The organism is Pseudomonas sp. GL-RE-29, from assembly GCF_019947275.1.
Classification (GTDB): domain Bacteria; phylum Pseudomonadota; class Gammaproteobacteria; order Pseudomonadales; family Pseudomonadaceae; genus Aquipseudomonas; species Aquipseudomonas fluorescens_A.
The window spans coordinates 1-22,350 of the sequence record NZ_JAGYGD010000024.1; the positions used below are offsets into that span (position 1 = coordinate 1).

Annotated in this window: 21 protein-coding genes; 8 read left to right on the top strand and 13 right to left on the bottom strand. The window is 59.7% G+C overall.

From position 1 onward, the window contains the following. Window positions 1-123: 123 nt before the first annotated feature. From KGB21_RS19395 to KGB21_RS19405, 3 genes are all read right to left on the bottom strand, one after another. Window positions 124-1,014: an esterase/lipase family protein gene (locus KGB21_RS19395; protein ID WP_223506396.1), complete on the bottom strand. Its 891-nt coding sequence runs from the start codon at window positions 1,012-1,014 to the stop codon at window positions 124-126. A 266-nt stretch (window positions 1,015-1,280) separates the two neighbouring features. Beyond that, window positions 1,281-1,586, bottom strand: a complete 306-nt coding sequence (locus tag KGB21_RS19400) for a DMT family transporter (protein WP_034149667.1) — start codon at window positions 1,584-1,586, stop codon at window positions 1,281-1,283. Beyond that, window positions 1,587-2,225, bottom strand: coding sequence for an FMN-dependent NADH-azoreductase (locus KGB21_RS19405; protein ID WP_223506397.1), 639 nt, complete (start codon window positions 2,223-2,225; stop codon window positions 1,587-1,589). It abuts the gene before it with no gap. Between the two features lie 110 nt (window positions 2,226-2,335). Here KGB21_RS19405 and KGB21_RS19410 point away from each other — a divergent pair, with 110 nt between their 5' ends. Continuing rightward, window positions 2,336-3,250 carry a LysR substrate-binding domain-containing protein gene (locus tag KGB21_RS19410; RefSeq protein ID WP_223506398.1) on the top strand — a complete coding sequence of 305 codons (915 nt, stop codon included), beginning with the start codon at window positions 2,336-2,338 and terminating at the stop codon, window positions 3,248-3,250. 123 nt (window positions 3,251-3,373) lie between these two features. Here the strand turns inward: KGB21_RS19410 and KGB21_RS19415 are convergent, their stop codons facing one another. After that, window positions 3,374-5,449, bottom strand: a complete 2,076-nt coding sequence (locus KGB21_RS19415; RefSeq protein ID WP_223506399.1) for an AsmA family protein — start codon at window positions 5,447-5,449, stop codon at window positions 3,374-3,376. Between the two features lie 389 nt (window positions 5,450-5,838). Here KGB21_RS19415 and KGB21_RS19420 point away from each other — a divergent pair, with 389 nt between their 5' ends. The 7 genes from KGB21_RS19420 (at window position 5,839) to KGB21_RS19450 (ending at window position 11,035) form a co-directional block, all read left to right on the top strand. Beyond that, window positions 5,839-6,261: a hypothetical protein gene (locus KGB21_RS19420; RefSeq protein ID WP_034149663.1), complete on the top strand. Its 423-nt coding sequence runs from the start codon at window positions 5,839-5,841 to the stop codon at window positions 6,259-6,261. Between the two features lie 174 nt (window positions 6,262-6,435). Continuing rightward, window positions 6,436-7,068, top strand: coding sequence for a TetR family transcriptional regulator (locus tag KGB21_RS19425; protein ID WP_034149662.1), 633 nt, complete (start codon window positions 6,436-6,438; stop codon window positions 7,066-7,068). Window positions 7,069-7,320: 252 nt separating this feature from the next. Next, window positions 7,321-7,821 carry an urease accessory protein UreE gene (ureE, locus tag KGB21_RS19430; protein ID WP_034149661.1) on the top strand — a complete coding sequence of 167 codons (501 nt, stop codon included), beginning with the start codon at window positions 7,321-7,323 and terminating at the stop codon, window positions 7,819-7,821. Beyond that, on the top strand, window positions 7,818-8,492 hold the full coding sequence (locus KGB21_RS19435) for an urease accessory protein UreF (RefSeq protein ID WP_034149660.1): 675 nt from the start codon (window positions 7,818-7,820) through the stop codon (window positions 8,490-8,492). The genes ureE and KGB21_RS19435 overlap by 4 nt, the downstream gene beginning before the upstream one ends. A gap of 25 nt (window positions 8,493-8,517) precedes the next feature. Continuing rightward, window positions 8,518-9,132, top strand: a complete 615-nt coding sequence (gene ureG / locus KGB21_RS19440) for an urease accessory protein UreG (protein WP_034149659.1) — start codon at window positions 8,518-8,520, stop codon at window positions 9,130-9,132. A 29-nt stretch (window positions 9,133-9,161) separates the two neighbouring features. Further along, entirely contained in the window at window positions 9,162-9,734 is a 573-nt protein-coding gene (locus KGB21_RS19445) for a HupE/UreJ family protein (RefSeq protein WP_034149658.1), read from the top strand. Between the two features lie 167 nt (window positions 9,735-9,901). Beyond that, on the top strand, window positions 9,902-11,035 hold the full coding sequence (locus KGB21_RS19450) for an AGE family epimerase/isomerase (RefSeq protein WP_223506400.1): 1,134 nt from the start codon (window positions 9,902-9,904) through the stop codon (window positions 11,033-11,035). A gap of 96 nt (window positions 11,036-11,131) precedes the next feature. Here the strand turns inward: KGB21_RS19450 and KGB21_RS19455 are convergent, their stop codons facing one another. The 9 genes from KGB21_RS19455 to KGB21_RS19495 form a co-directional block, all read right to left on the bottom strand. Further along, complete coding sequence (locus KGB21_RS19455) at window positions 11,132-12,037, bottom strand: cation diffusion facilitator family transporter (RefSeq protein WP_034149656.1); 906 nt, start codon at window positions 12,035-12,037, stop codon at window positions 11,132-11,134. A gap of 157 nt (window positions 12,038-12,194) precedes the next feature. Next, a complete protein-coding gene (locus KGB21_RS19460; RefSeq protein ID WP_223506402.1) occupies window positions 12,195-12,965 on the bottom strand; it encodes an SDR family oxidoreductase in 771 nt (256 codons plus the stop codon). Window positions 12,966-13,811: 846 nt separating this feature from the next. After that, on the bottom strand, window positions 13,812-14,531 hold the full coding sequence (locus KGB21_RS19465) for an ABC transporter ATP-binding protein (protein WP_034149654.1): 720 nt from the start codon (window positions 14,529-14,531) through the stop codon (window positions 13,812-13,814). Next, the gene (locus KGB21_RS19470) at window positions 14,528-15,400 is read right to left on the bottom strand and encodes an ABC transporter ATP-binding protein (protein WP_223506404.1); all 873 of its coding nucleotides are present in this window, start codon (window positions 15,398-15,400) and stop codon (window positions 14,528-14,530) included. Before KGB21_RS19470 ends, KGB21_RS19465 begins: the two co-directional genes overlap by 4 nt. Further along, window positions 15,397-16,680 carry a high-affinity branched-chain amino acid ABC transporter permease LivM gene (gene livM / locus KGB21_RS19475; RefSeq protein WP_034149652.1) on the bottom strand — a complete coding sequence of 428 codons (1,284 nt, stop codon included), beginning with the start codon at window positions 16,678-16,680 and terminating at the stop codon, window positions 15,397-15,399. The genes KGB21_RS19470 and livM overlap by 4 nt, the downstream gene beginning before the upstream one ends. Window positions 16,681-16,683: 3 nt before the next feature. Beyond that, window positions 16,684-17,598 carry an ABC transporter permease subunit gene (locus tag KGB21_RS19480; RefSeq protein WP_034149651.1) on the bottom strand — a complete coding sequence of 305 codons (915 nt, stop codon included), beginning with the start codon at window positions 17,596-17,598 and terminating at the stop codon, window positions 16,684-16,686. A gap of 241 nt (window positions 17,599-17,839) precedes the next feature. Next, window positions 17,840-18,973, bottom strand: coding sequence for an ABC transporter substrate-binding protein (locus KGB21_RS19485; protein WP_034149650.1), 1,134 nt, complete (start codon window positions 18,971-18,973; stop codon window positions 17,840-17,842). Window positions 18,974-19,337: 364 nt separating this feature from the next. Beyond that, window positions 19,338-20,621 (bottom strand): NAD(P)/FAD-dependent oxidoreductase, encoded by a 1,284-nt coding sequence (locus KGB21_RS19490; RefSeq protein ID WP_034149649.1) that lies wholly within the window; start codon window positions 20,619-20,621, stop codon window positions 19,338-19,340. Between the two features lie 134 nt (window positions 20,622-20,755). Then, a complete protein-coding gene (locus tag KGB21_RS19495; protein WP_034149648.1) occupies window positions 20,756-22,246 on the bottom strand; it encodes an aldehyde dehydrogenase family protein in 1,491 nt (496 codons plus the stop codon). Window positions 22,247-22,350: the final 104 nt, after the last annotated feature.

A 22,350-nucleotide genomic window follows, 5' to 3' on the forward strand; every position in this document is an offset into this window, starting at 1 on the left:
GATCAATTAGGCCTGACACTGACCCTGTGGCGAGGGAGCTTGCTCCCGCTGGACTGCGAAGCAGTCCCATTTTTTGGGGCCGCTTCGCGCCCCAGCGGGAGCAAGCTCCCTCGCCACAGGAATCTATAGCCCTGCCGCTTTCAACCGCGCCGCATGCTCAACAAACAACCGAATCGGCTCCGCCCCCTTCCCCACCAACCCCAACGACTGATTGACGATGTCGAAGTGATCCAGCGGGTACTCGTCGCCAATCACCGTCCCCAGGTGCGAACTGTAGCGCCCGACCATCCCGTCGCAATGCCCGGCTTCACGAACGAAGGTCTTGGCAAACAACCGGCAACTGCGGTTGGTGCCGTCGAGCATGTTTCGTCCGCTGTCCGTTTTGCCCGGCTGCAAGGTGCCGGACCACGAGTAATACCGCACACCATTGACCTCTTCCGGCCCCTGCCCGCCCCAGGTTTCGGGCAAGCCCTGTGGATAACGCTGATTGAACAGCGCCACGCCTTCGGTGGTGAGTGCGTGGTGGGACGCATGAACATCCACGGGAAATTTCGGCCCGCGATAACCGGTTTCCAACAGGCTCATCAGGGCAGCGATCATCCGCAGCAAAAAGGTCATCAGCCGGCCTGCGGCGCTGTCATGGGGATAATGTTTGTGCAGATAATCCGCCAGCTCCGAGCCATGATTCGGCCCTGCCACCGACGTCACCGACGCCACCCAATCCGGGCGCTTGGCGGCAGCATATCGGGCCGTCAGCGAACCTTGGCTGTGGCCGATCAGATTGACCTTCCCGGCCCCGGTCTCGCGCAGAATCTCTTCGATGCGCGCCAACAGTTGCTCACCGCGTACTTCGCTGGAATTGAGCGGCGAAACCTGCACTGCAAACACCACCGCACCACCCTGGCGCAGCGCCGAAATGATCCCGTACCAGTACGGATAAAGCACCAGACGAATAAACCCGAGCATTCCCGGGACCAACACAATCGGATAACGCGGGGCGGAACCTTGCGACATGGGCGGACATCCTTGTGATCGGTGAAGTGACGCAAGGCGTGATGCAAGACATCCGCCAAGCATCACCAGCGAACATGACAACTCGACGACCAGTCTATGACATCCGTCCTCGTTCCACGTTCTTCACGCCCCCCCTGTAGGAGCCGGCTTGCTGGCGATGGTCTCAAGTGCGCCGCGTTTAACCAGCCCCTACGCGTTATCGTCAACGACCATCGCCAGCAAGCCAGCGCCTACAGGGATCCGACCCGGGTGGGGCGCGAAATACCTTACTTCAGCCCCACCACACCCGCGACGATTAATCCGACTGACACCAACTTAACCGCCGTCAAGCTTTCACCCAGCAGCGCAAACCCGAGAAACACAGTGCCCAGTGAGCCGATGGCGGTCCAGATCGGGTACGCGATGCTCACCGGCAATTCGCGCATGGCCAGGGTCAGGAAGTAAATCCCGCCCACCGCCGCGACGACGGTAATCAGCGACGGCCAGAGCCGGGTGAAGCCTTCGGCGTACTTCATGCCCATGGCGAACGTCACTTCAAAACCGGCGGCGATCAGCAAAAACAGCCAGGCCATCTAGAACTCCCTGGCCAGCGCCAATAGGCGCTGTTCGGCCTCGGCGGCAGAAACCTCGAACGTGCGCGCCTCGGACTCTTCGCCCTCGGCAGCGACCACCGTGACATCGGTGATGCCGATGAAGCCCAGCGCCGTGCGCAGCAATGGATCGGCATGGTTCATGGCTTCCAGTTCACCGCCAGGGCCAAAACCGAAGCCGCCGCGACTGGTGACGATCAAGGCCTTTTTGCCCCGCACCAGCGGTTCGTACTGCGCCACGCCGTTGTCCAGGGTGTGGTTAAACGTCAACCCGAGCCGCACGATCTGATCGATCCACGCTTTCAAGCCGCTGGGCACACTGAAGTTGTGCATTGGCGTGGAAATCACCAGCAAGTCATGTTCCAACAACTCGCCAACCAGCTCATCGCTGAACGCCAGATCCGCCTGCATCGACAATGGGCGCGCGTCAGGTTGCGGATAAAACGCGGCAGCCACGAACGCTTCATTGACCGGCGGAATCAATGCCCGCCCAACCTCTCTGCGAGTCAGCCGCGACTGAGGATGTCGAGCCTGCCAAGCTGAAAGAAACACTTCCGCCAAACGCCGCGAATGAGAACGCTCGCCACGGGGACTGGCATGAATCGCAAGAATTGTGCTCATCTGATTCTCCTTAAGGACTAAACTCAAACTGCTTGTGGCTTGCAGCTTGAAGCTCGCAGCTGCCGTTTTTCAAATGAGCAAAAATCAGTCTGGATGAATCCATTTCATCCGTGGAGTGTTCAATGTTTGCCTCATTGCCGCTGACCGCCCTGCGCGCTTTTGAATCCGCCTCACGCCTGCTGAGCTTCAAGGCTGCTGCCGAAGAACTCGCAGTGACGCCGACGGCGGTATCCCATCAGATTCGCTCGCTGGAAACCTGGCTCGGCGTGCCGTTGTTCGATCGCTTGCCACGGCAGGTGCGACTGACCGAGTGCGGTGAACGGCTGTTCCACAGCCTGCATGGCGCCTTTCTGGAAGTGGCACAAAGTGTCGACACGCTGCGCCCGCAGCGCAGCGGCGCGAGCCTGACGATCTCCACCACCGCCGCTTTCGCCGCCCTGTGGCTGGTACCGCGACTCGGGCGCTTTTACGCTCGGCACCCGAACATCAGCCTGCGCCTCGATACCCATTGCGAAGTCATCGATTTGCATCAGGACGCCAGTGTCGATCTGGCGGTGCGCTACAGCCTTGATGACTATCCCAATCTGTATGGCCTGTGCCTGTTCGACGAGTCCTTCGGCGTTTATGGCTCCCCCGAACAAGTGGCCTTGGCGACGACCCGCACGCCGACACTGATCAGCGTGCGCTGGCACAACTCCAAGCTCTACGCCCATGGCTGGGAGGCCTGGTGCGCGCGGTCGGGCGAGAACTGGCTGACAGGCGAGCCCGCGGTGCGCGAATACGACGAAGAGCATTACGCCCTGCAAGCAGCCATTGCCGGGCAAGGCCTGGTACTGGCCAGCAATATTCTGGTGTCCGAAAGCGTGGCCAGCGGATTGCTGGTGGCCTATCGAGGGAACGTGCAAGTGGACGGCGCCGGGTATAGCGCGCTGTGCGTTCCGGGGCGCGAACGGCATCCGCCGGTGCGGGCGTTTTTTGCGTGGTTGCGTGAAGAGGCATTGATATCGGGGCATGCCTTGGCGTGAGTGCTTCACATTGCGATACGCAGCGCTTGTCTGTCCGCCATCGCGGGCAAGCCCGCTCCCACAAGTACGGTGATCCCCTGTGGGAGCGGGCTTGCCCGCGATGACGTCAGTGCAGACGCGCGATTATCGGGTGGGTTTGACGGTTACTGGCGCCTTGCCCGACTTCATCTGTTCCAGCAACGGCGCACATTGATTCGGCTCGCCGCCACTCGGCGCTATCAGCGCCAGCAAACCTGCCGCTGGCGCGGCGATCACTCCAAGCGCCACCATCCCGGCCCCGCGCAACATCAACGGCACAGCCTTCACACCGGCATCAGGCTTGATGAACTTGCCCCGCACGTACAGCGGCGAACGCAATGAAATCAGGCGCCAGCCCTTGGATTCCGGCGTGATGGTCAGGTCCAGTTGCTCGGTCGCCATATTTGCCGTGCCATCGATGTAGACGATCGCGTTCTCTGTATCGAAGACAAACAACCGAGTGGTGGCCAGACCGCTTTTGATATCGAAATCGGCAGCCGCGCAGTTGATCTTCACTTCCTTGTCGCCAAAGATCCGACCGACCACATAGTTGCCGACGTTCAGCCCGGCCAGCTCCATCAGCTCGCGACTGATGGCACCGTCGTTGATCAGCATCTTCAGATTGCCGTTGGCACTGCCCAGCAATTTCGCCACCGAGTTGCCGCGGCCAGTGATGTCGGCATCGCCATTGAGCTCGCCGAAACTGGTTTTCATCGGTTCAAAGGTCGGAAACAGCTGCTTCAGTTTGAAACCGCGTGCGGTGAGTTTCGCCCTGCCTTCCATGGGATCGGTGTGACCGTTCAAGCGAATCTGTGCATCCAGCTTGCCGCCAGCCACGCCAAAGCGCAGGGGCTCTAGGCTGAGTACGCCATCGGTGAGTACCAAGTGTGTGTAGAGGTCGTTGAACGGCAGTTTTTCACTGTGGACGATGCGCTTGCCGGTGAACTCGACATCGGCGTCCATATCGCGCCAGCGCTCGGTCTTGAACTCTTCAACCGGCAGCACTTTGTCCGCCGGTTGTTTGCTCTCACCGCCCCGGGCCTTTTGCTTGGCGTTGGAGTCGGCGCCGATCAGCGGGGCCAGGTCGGCAAACAGCAGTTGATTGGACAGCAGCGAGCCACTGAGTTTTGGCCTTGGCTGGCTGGCGACGTAGGCCAGGTTGCCATGGATATCGCTGGCGCCGATCTTGCCGTTGAACTCTTCATAGCGGAACACCGCGCCCCCCGGCTCATGCAGCTTGGCGACCAGGTGACCGTCGGTGGCATACGGCGGAGTGTCGGGCAGGATCACGCCGGTCAGCGGATAGAGATTGCCCAGGCTGGCGCCGGCCAGCTTCAGGCGCAGATCCAGGGCGCCGAGGTTCAGCGGATCGGTCAGGGTGCCGGCGAGCTCGACATTGGTGTCGGCGATTTGCACCTGAGCCTGCAGCGGAAACGGCGTGGCGGAATCCTGCAAGGCCAGCAGGCCGCCGATTTTGCCCTGCCCTGCCAGTTTCTGGCCGTGGTACTGGCCTTTGACCTTCAACGCAAACGCGTAGTCCTGGGGTGCATTGCCTTTCACTTGCGCAGTCTTCGCGGCTTTGTCGCCGACGATATCGCTGAACGGGATCGGCTTGCCCAGCGGGTCGATCAGCAGGTCGAGCTGAGTCTTCAGGTTTTGATCGTCGAGGGTGACATGGCCCTTGTCGAAGCCGATCGCGCCGATGTCCACCACCCAAGGAGAAGGTTCGGCGTTCGGGTCTTTCGGGTCAAACTTGAACGTCCAGTTAGCGCGACCGTCGGCCAGGCGTTGCAGCTCGGCATTGGGTTCGGTGAGGTCGATGCGCGGGATCACTACGCGCTGCGCCAGCAGGGCCAGGGGCGATATGCGCAGCTCGACGCGTTTGAGACTGGCCATTTGCGGCGTTTTCGACCAGTCCGGGTTGCCCAGGCTCAAGTCTTCGGCCACCACGTGCGGCCACGGCACCCAGGCGCGCCAGCCGCCTTCGCCAAGCTCGCGCCGCCAGACCACGGCCAGGTTGCCATTGATGGCGAAGGGGCGATGCAGCTCTTCGGAAACTTTGGCGTTGAGGGGAGGTTTGATCCGGTTCCAATCGAAGAACACGATGACCAGCACCAGAACCGCCAACAACACAACAAGGCTGGTGAAGGTCCAGGCGAGAATTTTACGAGTGCGCGTCATTGCACAGGGCTCCTGATACGACTGAACGCCCCCGACTGCGACGCTCAAGAAAAACGCTGGGACCAGAACTGGCCCGCTATGACATCTACGACTGGCAAATGGCCCGCAGGTTTAATCGAAAAAACGATTTTGCCGTAATTGATCGGTCGAACGCGGCTTTCCCCTCCCGTCCCGCGTTACCGGCCCCGCACTTTTGCGCAGCGAGAGTGAGTCGAAAATACCCATCCCGGTGCAAAAACATCGGCCGGAAACGCCCGGTTTACAAGGGCTGCAGAGAACAATCAATTCCGTTGATTATTAACATTGCGTTTATGAACTTTTATATCGACTTATCGAGAGTAGCATTGCCCTCGTACCCAATTTATTGCCCTCCCACGGAGCACCCGATCATGAAACGCCAACTTCTACTTAGCCTTACACTCTCGATGCTAGCCAGCACTGCTTTTGCACTGCCTGCCGCTGACCAAGCCACCCCACAAGTGAAAGACACTCACTCGGTGTTCAGCCAAACCGTTGCAGCTGATGGCTCCGACCGTACCCCAGGTCAAACCCTCGCTGAAGGTGGTAACGATCGCCTGAAAGAAAAAAACCTGATCACTGAAGACGGTTACGACCAGACCCCACAAGGTCAGACTGTTGCTGAAGATGGCTACGACCAGACTCCACAAGGCCAAACGGTTGCTGAAGATGGCTACGACCAGACGCCACAAGGTCAAACAGTTGCCGCTGACGGTTCCGACCGCACCCCAGGCCAAACCCTCGCCGAAGGCGGTGGTGACCGTGTGATCGAACGCAACAGCTCGATGAGCTAAGCCCATGACGGCCCCGAAAAAAAGCCCAATCACCGGATTGGGCTTTTGACTTTCTGGCTCTTCACTTAATAGAAGCACCGCCACTCCCCCGCTCGATCCCCTATCGTCGTTCGACGCCGGCAAAGCCGATTTGCTAGAGTGCGCCGCTGTCCTACTTCAGAAAACGCCCCTGCGATGCTGCCCCGCGCCGAACAGAAACAACAGACCCGCAACGCCCTGATGGACGCTGCTCGCCATTTGATGGAAGGCGGCCGAGGATTCGGCAGCTTGAGCCTGCGCGAAGTGGCGAAAACCGCCGGGATCGTGCCCACCGGTTTCTACCGGCATTTCGCCGATATGGATCAACTGGGCCTGGTGCTGGTGAGCGAAGTGGGCCAGACCTTCCGCGAAACCATCCGCCTGGTGCGGCACAATGAGTTCGTCATGGGCGGCATCATCGATGCGTCGGTGCGAATCTTCCTCGACGTGGTGTCGGCCAACCGCTCGCAATTTCTGTTTCTGGCCCGCGAGCAGTACGGCGGTTCGTTGCCGGTGCGACTGGCCATCGGCCGTCTGCGCGAAAACATCAGTTCGGACCTGGCGGCCGATTTGTCGCTGATGCCGAAACTGCAACACCTGGATATCGCCGGTCTAAGCGTCATGGCGGACCTCATCGTCAAAAGCGTGTTCGCCACCTTGCCGGACATCATCGACCCGCCGGCCGAGGCGCTGCCTGAGCATTTGACGCCCCAGGCGAAGATTACCCAGCAGTTGCGGTTTATCTTTATCGGGTTGAAGCATTGGCAGGGGCTCGGCAGTACCGAGTGATGCCCTAAAAGATCGCAGCCTGCGGCAGCTCCTACAGAAATCGCGTATCTCTGTAGGAGCAACTGCAGGCTGCGATCTTTTTTTGTGCGCCGCAATTTGGTGCATAGTAAAAACTCAACGCACCAACATCACCCAAAACCCGTGCCCAACCTGGCCTCGTCCTACCTTTCCCACAGGCATTTCCTACACTTCCCCGCGATTGGCAAGCCCCTTGCTCTAGCCTGAGCATTGTCCATTGCTGGAAGTTTTCCGATGCTGGTGATTCATCGCAGAATCGACCCTCAACCCGACTGGGCCGCCGAGCTGCACCTGACCTTCGAAGCCCGGAGCAAGAGTCGTTTGCGCTGTTTCAGTGCCGAGGGCGAAGACGTCGGGTTGTTTTTGGAGCGCGGTCAGCCGCCGCTGCATGACGGCGAATGTTTGCAAGCCGAAGACGGGCGCATCGTCCGAGTCTGCGCCCGCCCCGAACAACTGCTGCACGTCACCTGCGCCAATGCCTTCGAACTGACCCGCGCGGCCTATCACCTGGGCAATCGCCACGTCGCCTTGCAAGTCGGGGACGGCTGGTTGCGCCTGCTTGATGACTACGTGCTCAAGGCCATGCTCGAACAGCTGGGCGCCACCACCGAACACATCGAAGCGCCGTTCCAGCCGGAACACGGCGCTTACGGCGGAGGTCATCACCACTCGCGTCACGGTGATGAGGATTTCAACTACCCGCCGAAATTGCACCAGTTCGGCGTGCGCCTATGAACCCGGCCTGGGCGCTCCTGCGTCTGGCCAGTCCGCAATTGCCGATTGGCGGCTACAGCTATTCCCAAGGCCTGGAAATGGCGGTGGAGAATGGCCGCGTGCACGATCCTGACAGTGCCCGTCGCTGGATCAGCGATCAGTTGCTGCTGAACCTGGCCCGCTTCGAGGCGCCATTGTTGCTTGCCCATTGCGAGGCGGCCGCCGAGGAAAACTGGCACGAACTGCTGCAACGCTGCGAAGAGCACCGCGCCAGCCGGGAGACTCGCGAGCTGCATCAGGAGAGCCGCCAGATGGGCTACTCCTTGCAACAACTGCTCAATGGTTTGCCGGAGCTCGATGCCTCGGCCCGCGCCTTCCTCGAACAACGCCCGGAACCGCATCTGGCCCTCGGCTGGGCGCTGGCCGCGCGCGCCTGGCAGATCAGTCCGCAGGATGCACTGGCCGCATGGCTCTGGAGCTGGCTGGAAAACCAATTGGCAGTGCTGATGAAAACCTTGCCGCTAGGTCAGCAAGCCGCCCAGCGCCTGACCAGCGAATTGCTGCCGCTGTTGCAACAGGCCCAGCAAAACGCCACCCGAATCAAACCCGAACACTTTGGCAGCGCCGCTTTCGGCCTGTCCCTGGCGTGTATGGCCCACGAGCGCCAGTACAGCCGTCTGTTCCGTTCCTAGGGCCTGTTTTATTTTGGAGAACCACATGAACACACAACCTCTGCGCGTCGGCATCGGCGGCCCGGTCGGCTCCGGTAAAACCGCCCTGACCCTGGCGCTTTGCCTGGCCCTGCGCGACCGCTACAACCTGGCAGTGGTCACTAACGACATCTACACCCGCGAAGATGCCGACTTTCTGGTGCGTAACCAAGCGTTGGCGCCGGAACGCATCATCGGCGTCGAAACCGGTGGTTGCCCGCACACGGCGATCCGCGAAGACGCCTCGATCAACCTCGAAGCCGTGGATCAGCTCAACCGCCGCTTTCCGGGTCTGGACCTGATTCTGGTGGAGTCCGGTGGCGACAACCTCTCGGCGACTTTCAGTCCCGAGTTGTCGGACCTGACCATCTACGTGATCGACGTCTCGGCCGGCGACAAGCTGCCGCGCAAGGGCGGGCCGGGGATCTGCAAGTCCGATCTGCTGGTGATCAACAAGATCGACCTCGCGCCGCTGGTAGGGGCTTCGCTGACCCTGATGGACAGCGACACCACGCGCATGCGCAACGGCAAGCCGTTCGTTTTCAGCAACCAGAAAACCGGCCAGGGCCTGGAAGACATCATCGCCTTCATCGAACGCCAGGGCCTGCTGACCGCAGCCTGATCGACACTTATCAACAAGGAAGCTTATCCATGACACTGAAACGCATCCTGGGCGCCATGGCCCTGCTGCTGACCCCGGCCATCGCCTTCGCCCACCCGGGGCACGATGACAACGGCTTGATCGCCGGTATCAGCCATCCGATCGGCGGCCTCGACCACTTGCTGGCCATGCTCGCCGTTGGCCTGTGGGCGGCGCAGCAGAAAGGCGCCGCGCGTTGGGCGCTGCCGTGCACCTTCGTCGGCACCATGCTGATCGGTGGATTGCTGGGTTTTGAAGGGCTGAACCTGCCAGCAATGGAAAGCGGGATTGCCGCATCTGTTCTGGCGCTGGGCTTGGCGGTGGCTTTGGCGGTGCGTCCACCGCTGAGCATTGCAGTGGCTGCGACTGCGCTGTTTGCGCTGTTCCATGGTGTGGCGCATGGTCTGGAGCTGCCGGACATGTCCAGCCCTTGGGCGTATGCGGCAGGGTTTGTGGCGGCGACGGCAGCGTTGCATGCGGCGGGTTATGCGCTGGTGCGAGTGTTGCCGCAAGCGGCTGCGCCGTTGGTTCGACTGGCAGGGGCGGCTTCGGCGGCGACCGGGGTTTGGTTGTTGGCCGGCTGATTTCTTTAGCGCCTGTCAGGGCCGTCATCGCTGGCAAGCCAGCTCCCACAGGGATTTGCACTTAACCTGTGGGAGCTGGGTTGCAGCGATGACGGCCTGACAGACAACACACCTCTCAGGCCTGTTAACATGTCGCGCAATCAACCCTGCCGTGACGACGCCAGCCAATGCCGCCTGTTTCCCGCTCCGCCTCCCAGCCTGAACTGACCGCCCTGTTTGCCTCGGTGCAACAGCACTTCAAGGACGTGATCGTGCCGCTCTGGCAAGGTCCGGGCTGGAATGCCGACATGGCGTTGCCCTACGAGGCGCTGGATGCCGGGCACCAACCACTGCCACCACAGCGCTACCGCGCGATGGCCTGCGCGCGGCAGTTGTATCTGTTTGCCAGCCTGATCGGCCAGGTGCCGGGCGCCGAAGAACGGGCGGCGGCGCTGTTCCGTTCCTTGCAGCGGCATTTCCACGACGCCGAGCATGGCGGCTGGTTCTACAGCATCGACCCGCTAGGGGCGCCGCTGGATCAACGCAAAGACCTCTACACCCACGCCTTTATCCTGTTCGCCTGCGCCCATTACTGGGACAAAGTGCGTGAGCCATTGGTGGAGTCGGTGCTCAACGCCGCCCTGGAAGTCATCGCGAAGCGCTTCGCCAGCGGTGATGGCCTCTACGAAGCCAGCCTCGACCGTGACTGGTCATCGCTCAACAGCGGCCCCCTGCAAAACCCGCTGATGCACCTCGCCGAAGCCTTCCTCGCGACGTTGTCGGTGCGTGAAGACCTCGCCGTACAACGGGCGCTCGTCGAGTTATGCACAGGTATGCAGAAGCGATTTATCGATCCGCAGCACGGCGTGCTGATGGAAAAACCGCTGGGCGCTGTGGATAACTGGTTTGAACCGGGCCATCAGTTCGAGTGGTATTTCCTGTTGGAGTCGTCCGAGCTGCTGCGCGGCTCGCAATTGCATGCGTCGCTGGAGCGCGCCTTTGCCTTCACCGAGCAACTGGGCGTCGATCAACAGACCGGTGCCGTGCGGGCCATGCTGGATCTGGGGCCTAACGGTGGTTCCCGCGACGCGACGCAGCGTATCTGGGCCCAGGCCGAGTACCTGCGCGCCTTGACGTTGCGCCCGGGCAGCGAGGCTTTGGTTTTGCGTCAATTGCAGGCATTGCAACAGCGCTCGCTGCATGCGGGCGGCTGGTATGAGTGCCGCGACGAGCACGGGGAAGTGAGCCGTCGGGACATGCCGTCGACCACGCCTTATCACTTGGCGACGTGTTATCGCGGGTTGGCCGAATATCTTCGCTGACCGCTAAAAGATCGCAGCCTTTGGCAGCTCCTACAGGGATCGCGTACATCCTGTAGGAGCTGCCGCAGGCTGCGATCTTGGCGATTCAATCGAAAATCACGCAATCCACTTCCTGTCCCCGGTAAAGCTGATAGTCAGCCATCGCGCCGCATCAGGCTTGCCGAGCTTCGCCGAAATTTCCTCCCGCAGTGCATCCAGTTGCACCACGCTGTGCAGCCGATAATCCGTCGGCAAGACGATATGAATCTCGATAAAACAGGCCCGCCCGTGCTTCTGCACGTAAGAAATGTAGTCATCGAATCCATGCTCGATCTTCGCCGCCGCCAGCACCTGGTTCACCTTGTCGTCCAGTTGATCCGGGACGATCCCCAACACATCGCGCAATGCCGGCCCGAGGATTTTGAACGCGGGAGGAAGCATGCCCAAGGCCAGCAGAATCAGAATCATCGGGTCGACGTACACCGCCCACTCGTCATAACCCTGAGTCTTGAGCAGCAGCGCGATGAGGAAGCTCACCAGCAGTCCAGCCGACAGCATCGCGTCCACCAGCCAACTGATGTTGTCGAACTGGATCAGCGATGATTTGAGTGTGCGATTGCGTCGGCGGACGTAGAAAAAATAGATGAGCTCAACGACGGTGAAGAACGCCGCGTAGAAAATCACCAGCCCCAGCTCGACCTCGCGGCCACCACTGATGATGCCGAACACGCCGTTGAGAAAGGCATAAACAGCCACGAGAAATATGAAGCTGCCCTCGATCACCAGCACCATGGGCTCCAGGTGCCAGGAACCGAACTGGAAGCGCTGATTGCTTTCCTTGGCGATCAGCCGGGCGGTGATCAGCATCAGGACCTTGATGAAGGCCGCGATTAGCGAAAAAAAGCCATCGAACAGGATGGATTGGGCGCCCGAAACAAAACCGGTGATGATCCCGGCGAATGTCACGGCGAGCATCAGGAAGGTCGATTGTTTGAGCAGCGACTGCTCGCCTCGATTGCTCACTGAATCTCCTCGGAATCCTTTGAACCGCTGGGCGCGGAGGTCTGTTGGATGAGGAGTCTAGCTGATGTCCTGCTTTGTCTAGTCCGACGCTTTCGCGAGCAGGCTCAACGCAATCCCTGTAGGAGCGAGCCTGCTCGCGATTGGCCGCGACTCGGTCTTACGCCTTGCCACCACTGCGATCAATCGCAAAACCAGCCCAGGTCTGGCTAACCGGCATCAGCTCCAGGCTGTTGATGTTGATATGCGCCGGCGCATTGAGTACCCAGAAAATGGTATCGGCAATGTCCTGCGGCTGGATCGGCTCGGCACCGGCGTAGGTGGCGTTGTAACGCTCCTGGTCACCGGCGAAACGCACCAGGGAGAACTCGCTCTCGCACAGGCCCGGCTCAATGTTGCTGACCCGCACACCTGTGCCTTGCAGGTCACAGCGCAGGTTCAGGGAGAATTGTTTGACGAACGCCTTGCTCGCGCCATACACGTGGCTGCCCGGGTACGGGTAATTGCCGGCGATGGAACCGAGGTTGACGATGCCGGCGCCGCGACCGTGGGCGATCAAGCGCGGCAGCAGCAAGCGGGTGCTGTACATCAGGCCTTTGATGTTGGTGTCGACCATGGTGTCCCAATCATCCAGGTCGCATTTTGGCGCCGGATCAACGCCCAGGGCCAGGCCAGCATTGTTGATAAGTCCGCGCAGTTTGGCGAAGGACGGCGGCAGGCTGGCGATGGCTTCTTCCATGGCTTTGCGGTCGCGCACATCGAGCACCAGGCCATGCACTTCAGTCTGCTTCGACAACTCGGCACACAGCGCATTGAGGCGTTCTTCACGACGGCCGGTCAGCACCAGTTTCCAGCCGGCCTCGGCAAAACGACGGGCACAGGCTTCACCAAAACCGGAGGTCGCGCCGGTAATAAACAGGGTGTTGGACATCGTGTTCTCCTTGCTTCGGCTGATCGACAGCCATTGGAATAGAAAATCAGCAGGCAGCATGCCCGGCCACGCACTTACCGGCAACCACGTTCCCCTGTTGCGATTCTGCTCAAAAAACGATCAACAGCAGGAAAGCCATATAAGCCGCGGTCTGTAGCCATATGCACGCACCTTATCCACAGGCCGGTCCACAGTTTCCGGGGGCAAGTAGAAAAGCTGCAAGCCGCTGTCCACAAGGCTTAGCGAGGGATTTTGAAATTTTTTTGCTTGACCCCAATTGGCCTGCTGTGTAGCCCATGGCCATTTTTCCGACCGGGCGGTCAATCCGACGATGGCGCCAAGCCAGTAACGACGGCCTTTAGCCGAGTCTTTCCAGAGTTTAACCACAGACTTATCCACAGGCCCATTCAAGTGGATTCTTCGCCGTTTCGCCTCTAACAAAAAGGTTGACAAAGCTGCCTTATGGCTTCGTAAAAACGCCTGATCAAAAAACAACCGCAACGCTGCAAGCCACGGTTTCAAAGGCCTTCAGCCAGCTACTCCCACGTTATTCACAGTCAGCTCCACAGCAAACGGGGACAAGTCAAAACCGTGACAAAACAACTATTTGCAGCGGCTTTATGTCGCGCTTTGGGAGGTCGTCAATTTTGTTTTCCACAATTTCGCCTTACCACAATTCACCGTCCCGTGTAGGAGCTGCCGCAGGCTGCGATCTTTTGATTTTGATTCTTGAAAAACAAGATCAAAAGATCGCAGCCTCGTTTCTCTCGTCAGCTCCTACAGGGGTTTAGTGGGCATAAAAAAACGCCCTGATTTTGTCAGGGCGTTTTCATTCGACGCTAAGGATTAGTGCCCGCCGAGATAGGCGTTTCGCACATCCTCGTTAACCAGCAGCTCCTTGCCCGTGCCGGTCATGCGAATTTCGCCGTTGACCATCACGTACGCCCGATCCGACAACCGAAGGGCGTGGTTGGCGTTCTGCTCCACCAGGAAGATGGTCATGCCGGTCTTGGCCAATTCCCGCAGGGTGGCGAAAATCTGTTTCACCACGATGGGCGCCAACCCCAGGCTCGGCTCATCAAGCAACAGCAGTTTCGGCCGACTCATCAACGCCCGCGCAATGGCGAGCATTTGCTGTTCGCCGCCAGACATGGTCATCGCCCGTTGTGTACGCCGCTCTTCGAGCCGCGGGAACAGCTCGAACATGCGCTGCATGTCTTCCTTGGCGTACTTGTCACCGATCGGGATGGTGCCCATCAGCAGGTTTTCCTCAACGGTCATGTCGGGGAATACCCGCCGCCCTTCCGGCGATTGCGCGATGCCGTTGGACGCGATGTAGTGGGACGACTTGTGAGTGATATCCACACCTTGATAGAGAATCTGCCCGTTCGCCGCCCGTGGCTGGCCGAAAATCGACATCAGCAGGGTCGACTTGCCGGCACCGTTGGAGCCGATAAGGCTGACGGTTTCACCTTCATTGATGTGCAACGAGACTTTCTTCAGGGCCTGGATCGGCCCGTAAAACACGTCCAGCTCCTTGAGTTCGAGGATGGCACCGTTAGTCATACGAGCTCCTCTTCATCGGCGCCCAGGTACGCGGCAATCACTTTCGGGTCGTTGCGGATGTCGTCGGGGCCGCCCTCGGCGATGACGATGCCGTGGTCCAGCACCACGATGTGGTCGGAAATACTCATTACCATGCCCATGTCGTGTTCGATCAGCACCACGGTCAGATCGTGCTCGTCGCGCAGCAGCCGGATCATCGCGCTCAGCGCTTCGGTTTCCTGAGGGTTGAGGCCGGCGGCCGGTTCGTCGAGGCAGATGATCTGCGGACGGGTGCACATGGCCCGGGAAATCTCCAGGCGACGTTGCTGACCGTAGGACAGTTCACCGGCCAGACGGTTGGCGCAGTCCACCAGGTCCACCACTTCCAGCCAGTAGAACGCGTGGTCCAGCGCATCGCTTTCAGCCTTGCGGTAGCCCTTGGTGTTGAGGATGCCGGCCAGCATGCTGCGGTTGACCCACATGTGCTGGGCAACCAGCAGGTTTTCCAGCACCGACATTTCCTTGAACAGGCGAATGTTCTGGAAAGTCCGCGCCAGCCCGGCACGGTTGACCAGGTGGGTGCCGCCAAACATCTTGTAGCGCAGCCGGGTGATGAAGTTTTTTGGCGAGACGAAATCGGTCGGCTTGAACGATTCCCCCAGCAACTGGATGACGTTGGTCTGTTGCCCGCGCACATTGAGTTCAATCTTGCCGCCGGAGGCCTTGTAAAACCCGGTCAGGCAGTTGAACACGGTGGTCTTGCCGGCGCCGTTGGGGCCGATCAGGGCGAAGATCGAGTTGCGCTTGACCTTCATGCTCACATCATTGAGCGCCTTGATGCCGCCGAAGTGCATCATCAGCTTCTCTACGGAGAGTACGACTTCGCTCATGGCGCTACTCCTTTACGCGGGGTCACACCGGTACGGCTGATCCGAATCAGGCCGCGCGGTCGCCAGATCATCATCAACACCATCAGGATGCCGAACAGCAGTACGCGGTATTCGGCGAAGCCACGCAGCAGTTCCGGGGCCACGGTCAGTACGAACGCCGCAATCACCACGCCGATGGTCGAGCCCATGCCGCCAAGTACCACGATGGCGAGGATCAGGGCCGATTCGAAGAAGGTGAAAGAGGTCGGGTTGACGAAGCCTTGGTAGGTGGCGAAGAACACACCGGCCAGGCCAGCCGTCGAGGCGCCGATGGTGAATGCCGAGAGTTTGACCAGTACGTGGTTCAGGCCCATGGACCGGCAGGCGATTTCGTCTTCACGCAACGCTTCCCAGGCACGACCGACCGGCATCTTCACCAGACGATGCTTGATGTACAGCACGGCCAACACCACCAGGAACAACACCGCGTAGATGAAGTAGTACTTCACGTCCGGGTTGTAGGCGATGCCGAAGAACTCATGGAACGGCACGCCGCCATCCTTCGCTCTTTTGCCGAACTCCAGGCCGAAGAAGGTCGGCAATGGGGCTGGCATACCGTTCGGGCCACCAGTCAGGGACAGCCAGTTGTTGAGGATCAGGCGGATGATTTCACCGAAGCCCAGGGTCACGATCGCCAGGTAATCACCGTGCAGTCGCAGCACCGGAAAACCGAGGATGCAACCAGCCAGCCCGGCAGTAATCGCGGCCAATGGCAGCACCGTCCAGAAGCCCAGCCCAAGGTATTGATAACCGAGTGCCAGACCGTAGGCGCCAATGGCGTAGAACGCCACGTAACCGAGGTCGAGCAGGCCGGCCAGGCCAACCACGATGTTCAGCCCCAGACCCAGCAGTACGTAGATAAGCCCGAGGATGACCACGCCCAGCAGGTACGAGTTGGAGAAGAACGGGAACACCACGGCGATGACGATCATCAGCGGGATGATCCAGCGCAGGCGGGATTTGTAATCGGGCGCCAGAACATGAACCCCGGAACCGGTGGATTCAAAACCCTCGAGGATCCTCAGGCCCTTGGGGGTTTGCAGGAACATGCTCAGGGCAAAACGACCGGCCATGACGATGGCGACGATCCATGCCACCCGGGAGGTTTCCAGGTTGAAGCCATAGCCATCGAGGACGACGCCGACAATCGGCCCGAACACGATCAGGGCAATGAGGCCGGCAAGAATCGCATCAACCAGACTTTTTTTGAGATCAATGGTTTTTTTAGTGGTTGAAGACATCGCTTACACCTTCGACACAAGAGGACGGCCGAGCAGGCCTTGAGGCCGAAAGACCAGAACGAGAACCAGCAGCGAGAAGCTGAAAACGTCTTTGTAGTCCGAGTTGACCAGACCAGAGAACAGCGACTCGGAAATCCCGAGGATGATCCCGCCGAGCATGGCGCCAGGCAGCGAGCCGATCCCGCCGAGTACCGCGGCGGTGAACGCCTTGATCCCGATGATGAAGCCGGCATAGAAGTCGAATGTGCCGTAGTTCATGGTGATCAGCACGCCGGCCAGGGCCGCCATCGCTGCACCGATGATGAACACATAGGAAATCACCCGGTCGGTGTTGATCCCCAGGATCGAAGCCATCTTGCGGTCTTGCTGGGTTGCACGGCACATGCGGCCGAGCTTGGTGTACTTGATGATGTAGGTCAGCGCGGCCATCCCGACAAACGCGGCGACCAGAATGAAGACCTTGGTGTAGGTCAACTGCACGAAACCTGTGCCGATCTCGACGCGCCAGGCACCGGTCAGCAAGGTAGGCACACCTTGTTGCTTCGCGCCTTGGGCGATCTGTGCATAGTTTTGCAGGATCAGCGAAATACCGATGGCGCTGATCAGCGGTGCCAGTCGGGTGGAGTTACGCAGGGGTTTGTAGGCGACACGCTCGATGACCCAGCCATACACCGCCGTGACGACGATAGTGAAGATCAGTGTTCCGAGCATCAACAGCGGGAAGGATTCAATACCGAAGTATGCCAGCAGAGCCAGACTGATCGCCGCGAGGTAAGCGGAAATCATGTAAACCTCGCCGTGGGCGAAGTTGATCATGCCGATGATGCCATAGACCATTGTGTAGCCGATGGCGATCAGGCCATAGACCGACCCGAGGGTCAGGCCGTTGACCAGTTGCTGCAGGAAAATACCATCCATAACGCAATCTCACGCAATGAGAACCTGCACACCTGGGGGTGTGCGGTTCCTCTAAGGAAAATACAGATTTACGTCGGAGCAATGTCAATCACGATCAACCTGGCCCACACCGCCCCCTGTGGGAGCTGGCTTGCCAGCGATAGCGGTTGAACATTCGACGAAATTGTCTCCTGCCAGTCCGCCATCGCGGGCAAGCCCGCTCCCACATGGGATCTGTGGGTTCAAGTAATCGGAACAGCCCTTACTTCTGTTTTTCCAGCTGGTGGTATTTGCCGTCCTTGTCCCACTGGTAAACCACGTAGTCGGAGACTTTCAGGTCACCCTTGCTGTCCCAGGTCTTCTCGCCCATGACGGTCTTGACCGGGTTTTTCTTCAGCCAGGCAGCCGCTTCTTCGCCCTTGTTGGACTTGGCACCGTTGAAAGCTGCAGCCAGGGTCTGGACCGAAGCGTAGGCGTACAGGGTGTAGCCTTCAGGCTCGGTACCGGCCTTGCGGAAGGCGTCTACCACGGCCTTGCTGTCTGGCAGCAGGCGTGGGTCGGCGCCGAAGGTCATCAGCACGCCGTCGACGAATTGCGGACCGCCAGCGGTGGTCACCAGTTCGTCGGTCACGATGCCGTCATCGGACATGAACTTGACGTCTTTCAGGCCTTGTTCACGCAGCTGGCGAACCAGCGGACCGGCTTCCGGGTGCAGACCGCCGAAGTAAACGACATCGGCGCCAGCGCCGCGGATCTTGGTGACGATGGTGCTGAAGTCTTTCTCGCCACGGGTCAGGCCTTCATACAGCACCGGCGTTACGCCGCGCTTGACCAGTTGCGCCTTGGTGGCATCCGCCAGACCTTGGCCGTAGGTGTCCTTGTCATGCAGCACGACAACCTTCTTGCCCTTGAGCACGTCGACGATGTAGTCGCCGGCCACGATGCCTTGCTGGTCGTCACGACCGCACATACGGAACATGGCGCTCAGGCCACGCTCGGTCACTGCCGGGTTGGTGGAACCTGGCGTGATGGCGATGATGCCCGCTTCGTCGTAGATCTCCGACGCCGGGATGGTCGACGAGGAGCAGAAGTGACCGACCACGCCAGCGACTTTCTGGTTGGTCAGGTCCTTGGCGACCGTCACAGCCTGTTTCGGTTCGCAGGCGTCATCGCCCTTGACCAGTACGATTTTTTCCCCGTTCACGCCGCCCGCTGCGTTGACCGCATCGGCTGCTGCCTGTGCACCCTTCATGTACTGCTCGCCAAATGCCGCGTTGGCGCCCGTCATTGGACCCGCTACGCCGATCTTGATGTCAGCCTGAGCAAACGCAGAAACACCCAACGCAGTTGCCACTGCGAGGGCCAGAAAGCCTTTCTTGTAAAACGTCTGGGACATGAGGTGGTGCTCCAAGGTTTTTTTTTAATTGGCACTGCGACTTCACTGAATGCTCAGAGCAAGTGTTGTGCCATCGGTTTTTTATTCTGAAAAAAGTCGCTGCTTTATTGTTATTTCGACTGTTTCGGGCCCATTTTCATTGAGCGTGCAACCGTCTAAACCGCTGAAGGTGAAACCAATATTTTTTTGAGGCGCAACCCGACCGCGCCATCATTGCAACCGCGACACCAAACAGCGTGCAACCAGCCTGTAACAACGTGCGTCACCTAACTGCACACTACTGGTGCGCAACTGCTACAACCCGCACCACTACAGGCTAGTCGCCAAGCCAAAAAGCGCCGCTTCCAGCAACAAATTTCTACAATCAAATCACGATCCGCAGGCACTGGCCTGCGTGATACAGCGAAAACCCCGCCTCGTACAAACAGCTGCGCAAGCCCACTCCGGCCAATGGCTGCATGGGTGCGAATGGAATAGGTAGCGCCTGAGGATTTCCGTTACACAAATAATCGGCAAAGGCTTTGCCAACCACCGTACCCGTGGTCACGCCCCGACCGTTATAACCGGTGACTGCCACTAGACCGGGCGCCGGTTCGAACAGACGCATCAAATGATCGGGCGTGAAGGCAATGCAACCGGTCCATGTGCACTCCCACTCCACCGGTTTTAGATAGGGGAAGTAGTGCTGCTGGACTCGATCAGCCCATGCCTTGAGGAACCACGTCGGTTTCTGATTACCGTTACCCAGACTGCCGAGCAACAGACGACCATCCTTGTCCCGACGAATACTGCTGAGCACCTGACGGGTGTCCCAGGAACCCTGGCCGCCCGGCAGAATTTGCTGCGCGGCGTCTTCGGTCAGAGGGACTGAGGCCACTTGGTAGTAATAACCGGGGAAGAAATTGCGTCGCAACTCGGTCCAGTCGCCTTCGGTATAAGCGTTGGAAGCGATCACCACTTGCTCGGCCAGTACCGAGCCCTGCGCGGTTTGCACCGACCAGCGTTGGCCCTGACGTTCGAGTCGGGTTACCGGGGAATGATCGAATAGTTGACCGCCGAGGCCGATGGCCGCTTTGGCCAGCCCCGTGGTGTAAGCCATCGGATTGATCGTGCCAGCACGGCGATCGAGCAGTGCGGCGGCGATTTTCTTGGTGCCCGTGGCTTGTTCGCAGGCCTGGCCGGTCAGCAATTCAACCGGCGCACCACGGCGCTTCCATTGTTGTTCACGACTGCGCAGATCCGCTTCGCCACGGGCATTGTGCGCCATGTGCAGCGTGCCTTCGCGACGCAGCTGGCAATCAATGTTGTACTTATCCACAAGGCTGAAAACCAGGGACGGAGCCGCACCCAGCATGCGATTGAGCTGACTGCCGACTTCTTCGCCGAACCCGGCTTCGATTTCGTCCGGCGGAATCCACATTCCCGCGTTGACCAAACCGACGTTGCGCCCCGAACCGCCATGCCCGGCGCGATGGGCTTCCAGCACACAAACGGTCTTGCCCTGTTCCAGCAAATGCACCGCCGCCGACAGCCCGGTGAACCCGGCGCCGATGACGCAGACATCGACTTTTACTTCACCCTTGAGCGCCGCGTTGTCGGGCCTTTGCGGCGTCAGTTTTTCCCACAGACACTCTTCGCGTAACGGCATTGCCAGACTCCAACAGAAACCTAACCAGCCACCAAAAAGATCGCAGCCTCCGGCAGCTCCTACAGAACCGCAGCCAGGCGCGATCCTGTAGGAGCTGCCGAAGGCTGCGATCTTTTCAAGCCCACCACCATTACTTAGTCGAACGTGATCCCTTGAGCCAACGGCAACTCCAACGAATAGTTCACGGTGTTGGTCTGGCGGCGCATGTAGCCGCGCCATGCATCGGAACCGGACTCACGACCGCCGCCGGTTTCTTTCTCGCCGCCGAACGCGCCGCCGATTTCCGCGCCGCTCGGGCCGATGTTGACGTTGGCGATGCCGCAATCGCTGCCCACCGCCGACATGAACTGCTCGGCTTCACGCACGTCGGTGGTGAAGATGCACGAGGACAGACCTTGCGGTACAGCATTGTTCAAACGCAGGGCTTCCTGGAAATCGCTGTAACCGACCACGTACAGGATCGGCGCGAAGGTTTCGTGGCAGACCACATCGCTCTGCTCCGGCATTTCAACGATGGCCGGCGACACGTAGTAAGCGTTAGGGAATTTGTCTTCCAGCTGACGCTTGCCGCCGAACACCTTGCCGCCTTCGCTCAGGGCCTGTTCCAGGGCGTCCTGCATGTTCTCAAAGCTTTGCTTGTCGATCAGCGGACCGATCAGGTTGCCTTCCAGCGGATGGCCGATGCGGACTTTGGAGTACGCGGCTTTCAGGCGGGTGACAATCTCTTCCTTGACCGATTCGTGGGCAATCAAGCGACGCAAAGTGGTGCAACGCTGACCGGCAGTGCCGACGGCGCTGAACAGGATGGCGCGAACGGCCATGTCCAGATCGGCGCTTGGGCCGAGGATCATCGCGTTGTTGCCGCCCAGTTCCAGAATGCTGCGGGCGAAACGTGCGGCGATTTTCGGCGCCACTTCACGGCCCATGCGGGTGCTGCCAGTGGCGCTGACCAGCGCGACACGCGGATCATCGACCAGGGCTTCGCCAGCATCGCGACCGCCGATGATGACTTGGCTCAGGTGCGGTGGCGCATCGCTGAAATTCTTCAGCACGCGGTCGAACAGTGCCTGGCAGGCCAGCGCGGTCAGCGGGGTTTTTTCCGACGGTTTCCAGATCACCGGGTTGCCGCAAACCAGCGCCAACGTGGCATTCCAGGCCCAGACTGCCACCGGGAAGTTGAAGGCGCTGATCACACCAACGACGCCCAGCGGATGCCAGGTTTCGCGCATGTGGTGGCCAGGACGCTCGGAGGCGATGGTCAAACCGTATAACTGGCGGGACAGGCCGACGGCGAAATCGCAGATGTCGATCATTTCCTGAACTTCACCCAGGCCTTCCTGAGTGATCTTGCCGGCTTCCCAGGAAACCAGCTCGCCGAGATCGGCCTTGTATTCACGCAGGATGTCGCCCAGTTGACGCACCAGTTCGCCACGGCGCGGCGCCGGAACCTTGCGCCACAGCTCGAACGCATGATCTGCGCGACTGATGTGCTGCTCGACTTCAGCGGCGCCTTCCCAGTTAACAGCGGCGATGCGACTGCCATCAATAGGCGAATGCACCGGCACTTTGCCGTTCTGGTACAGGGCCGGGTTCACGCCAAGACGATCAAGCAATGCGGCAACCATGGGTTACTCCTCAAGCAAAAAACGGAACGGGTGCAGCCGGAAAATCACGGCTGATCAGGCCTGTAGTTTTAGCTCCCCGGAGGTTACTCAACAAACGACCTTTA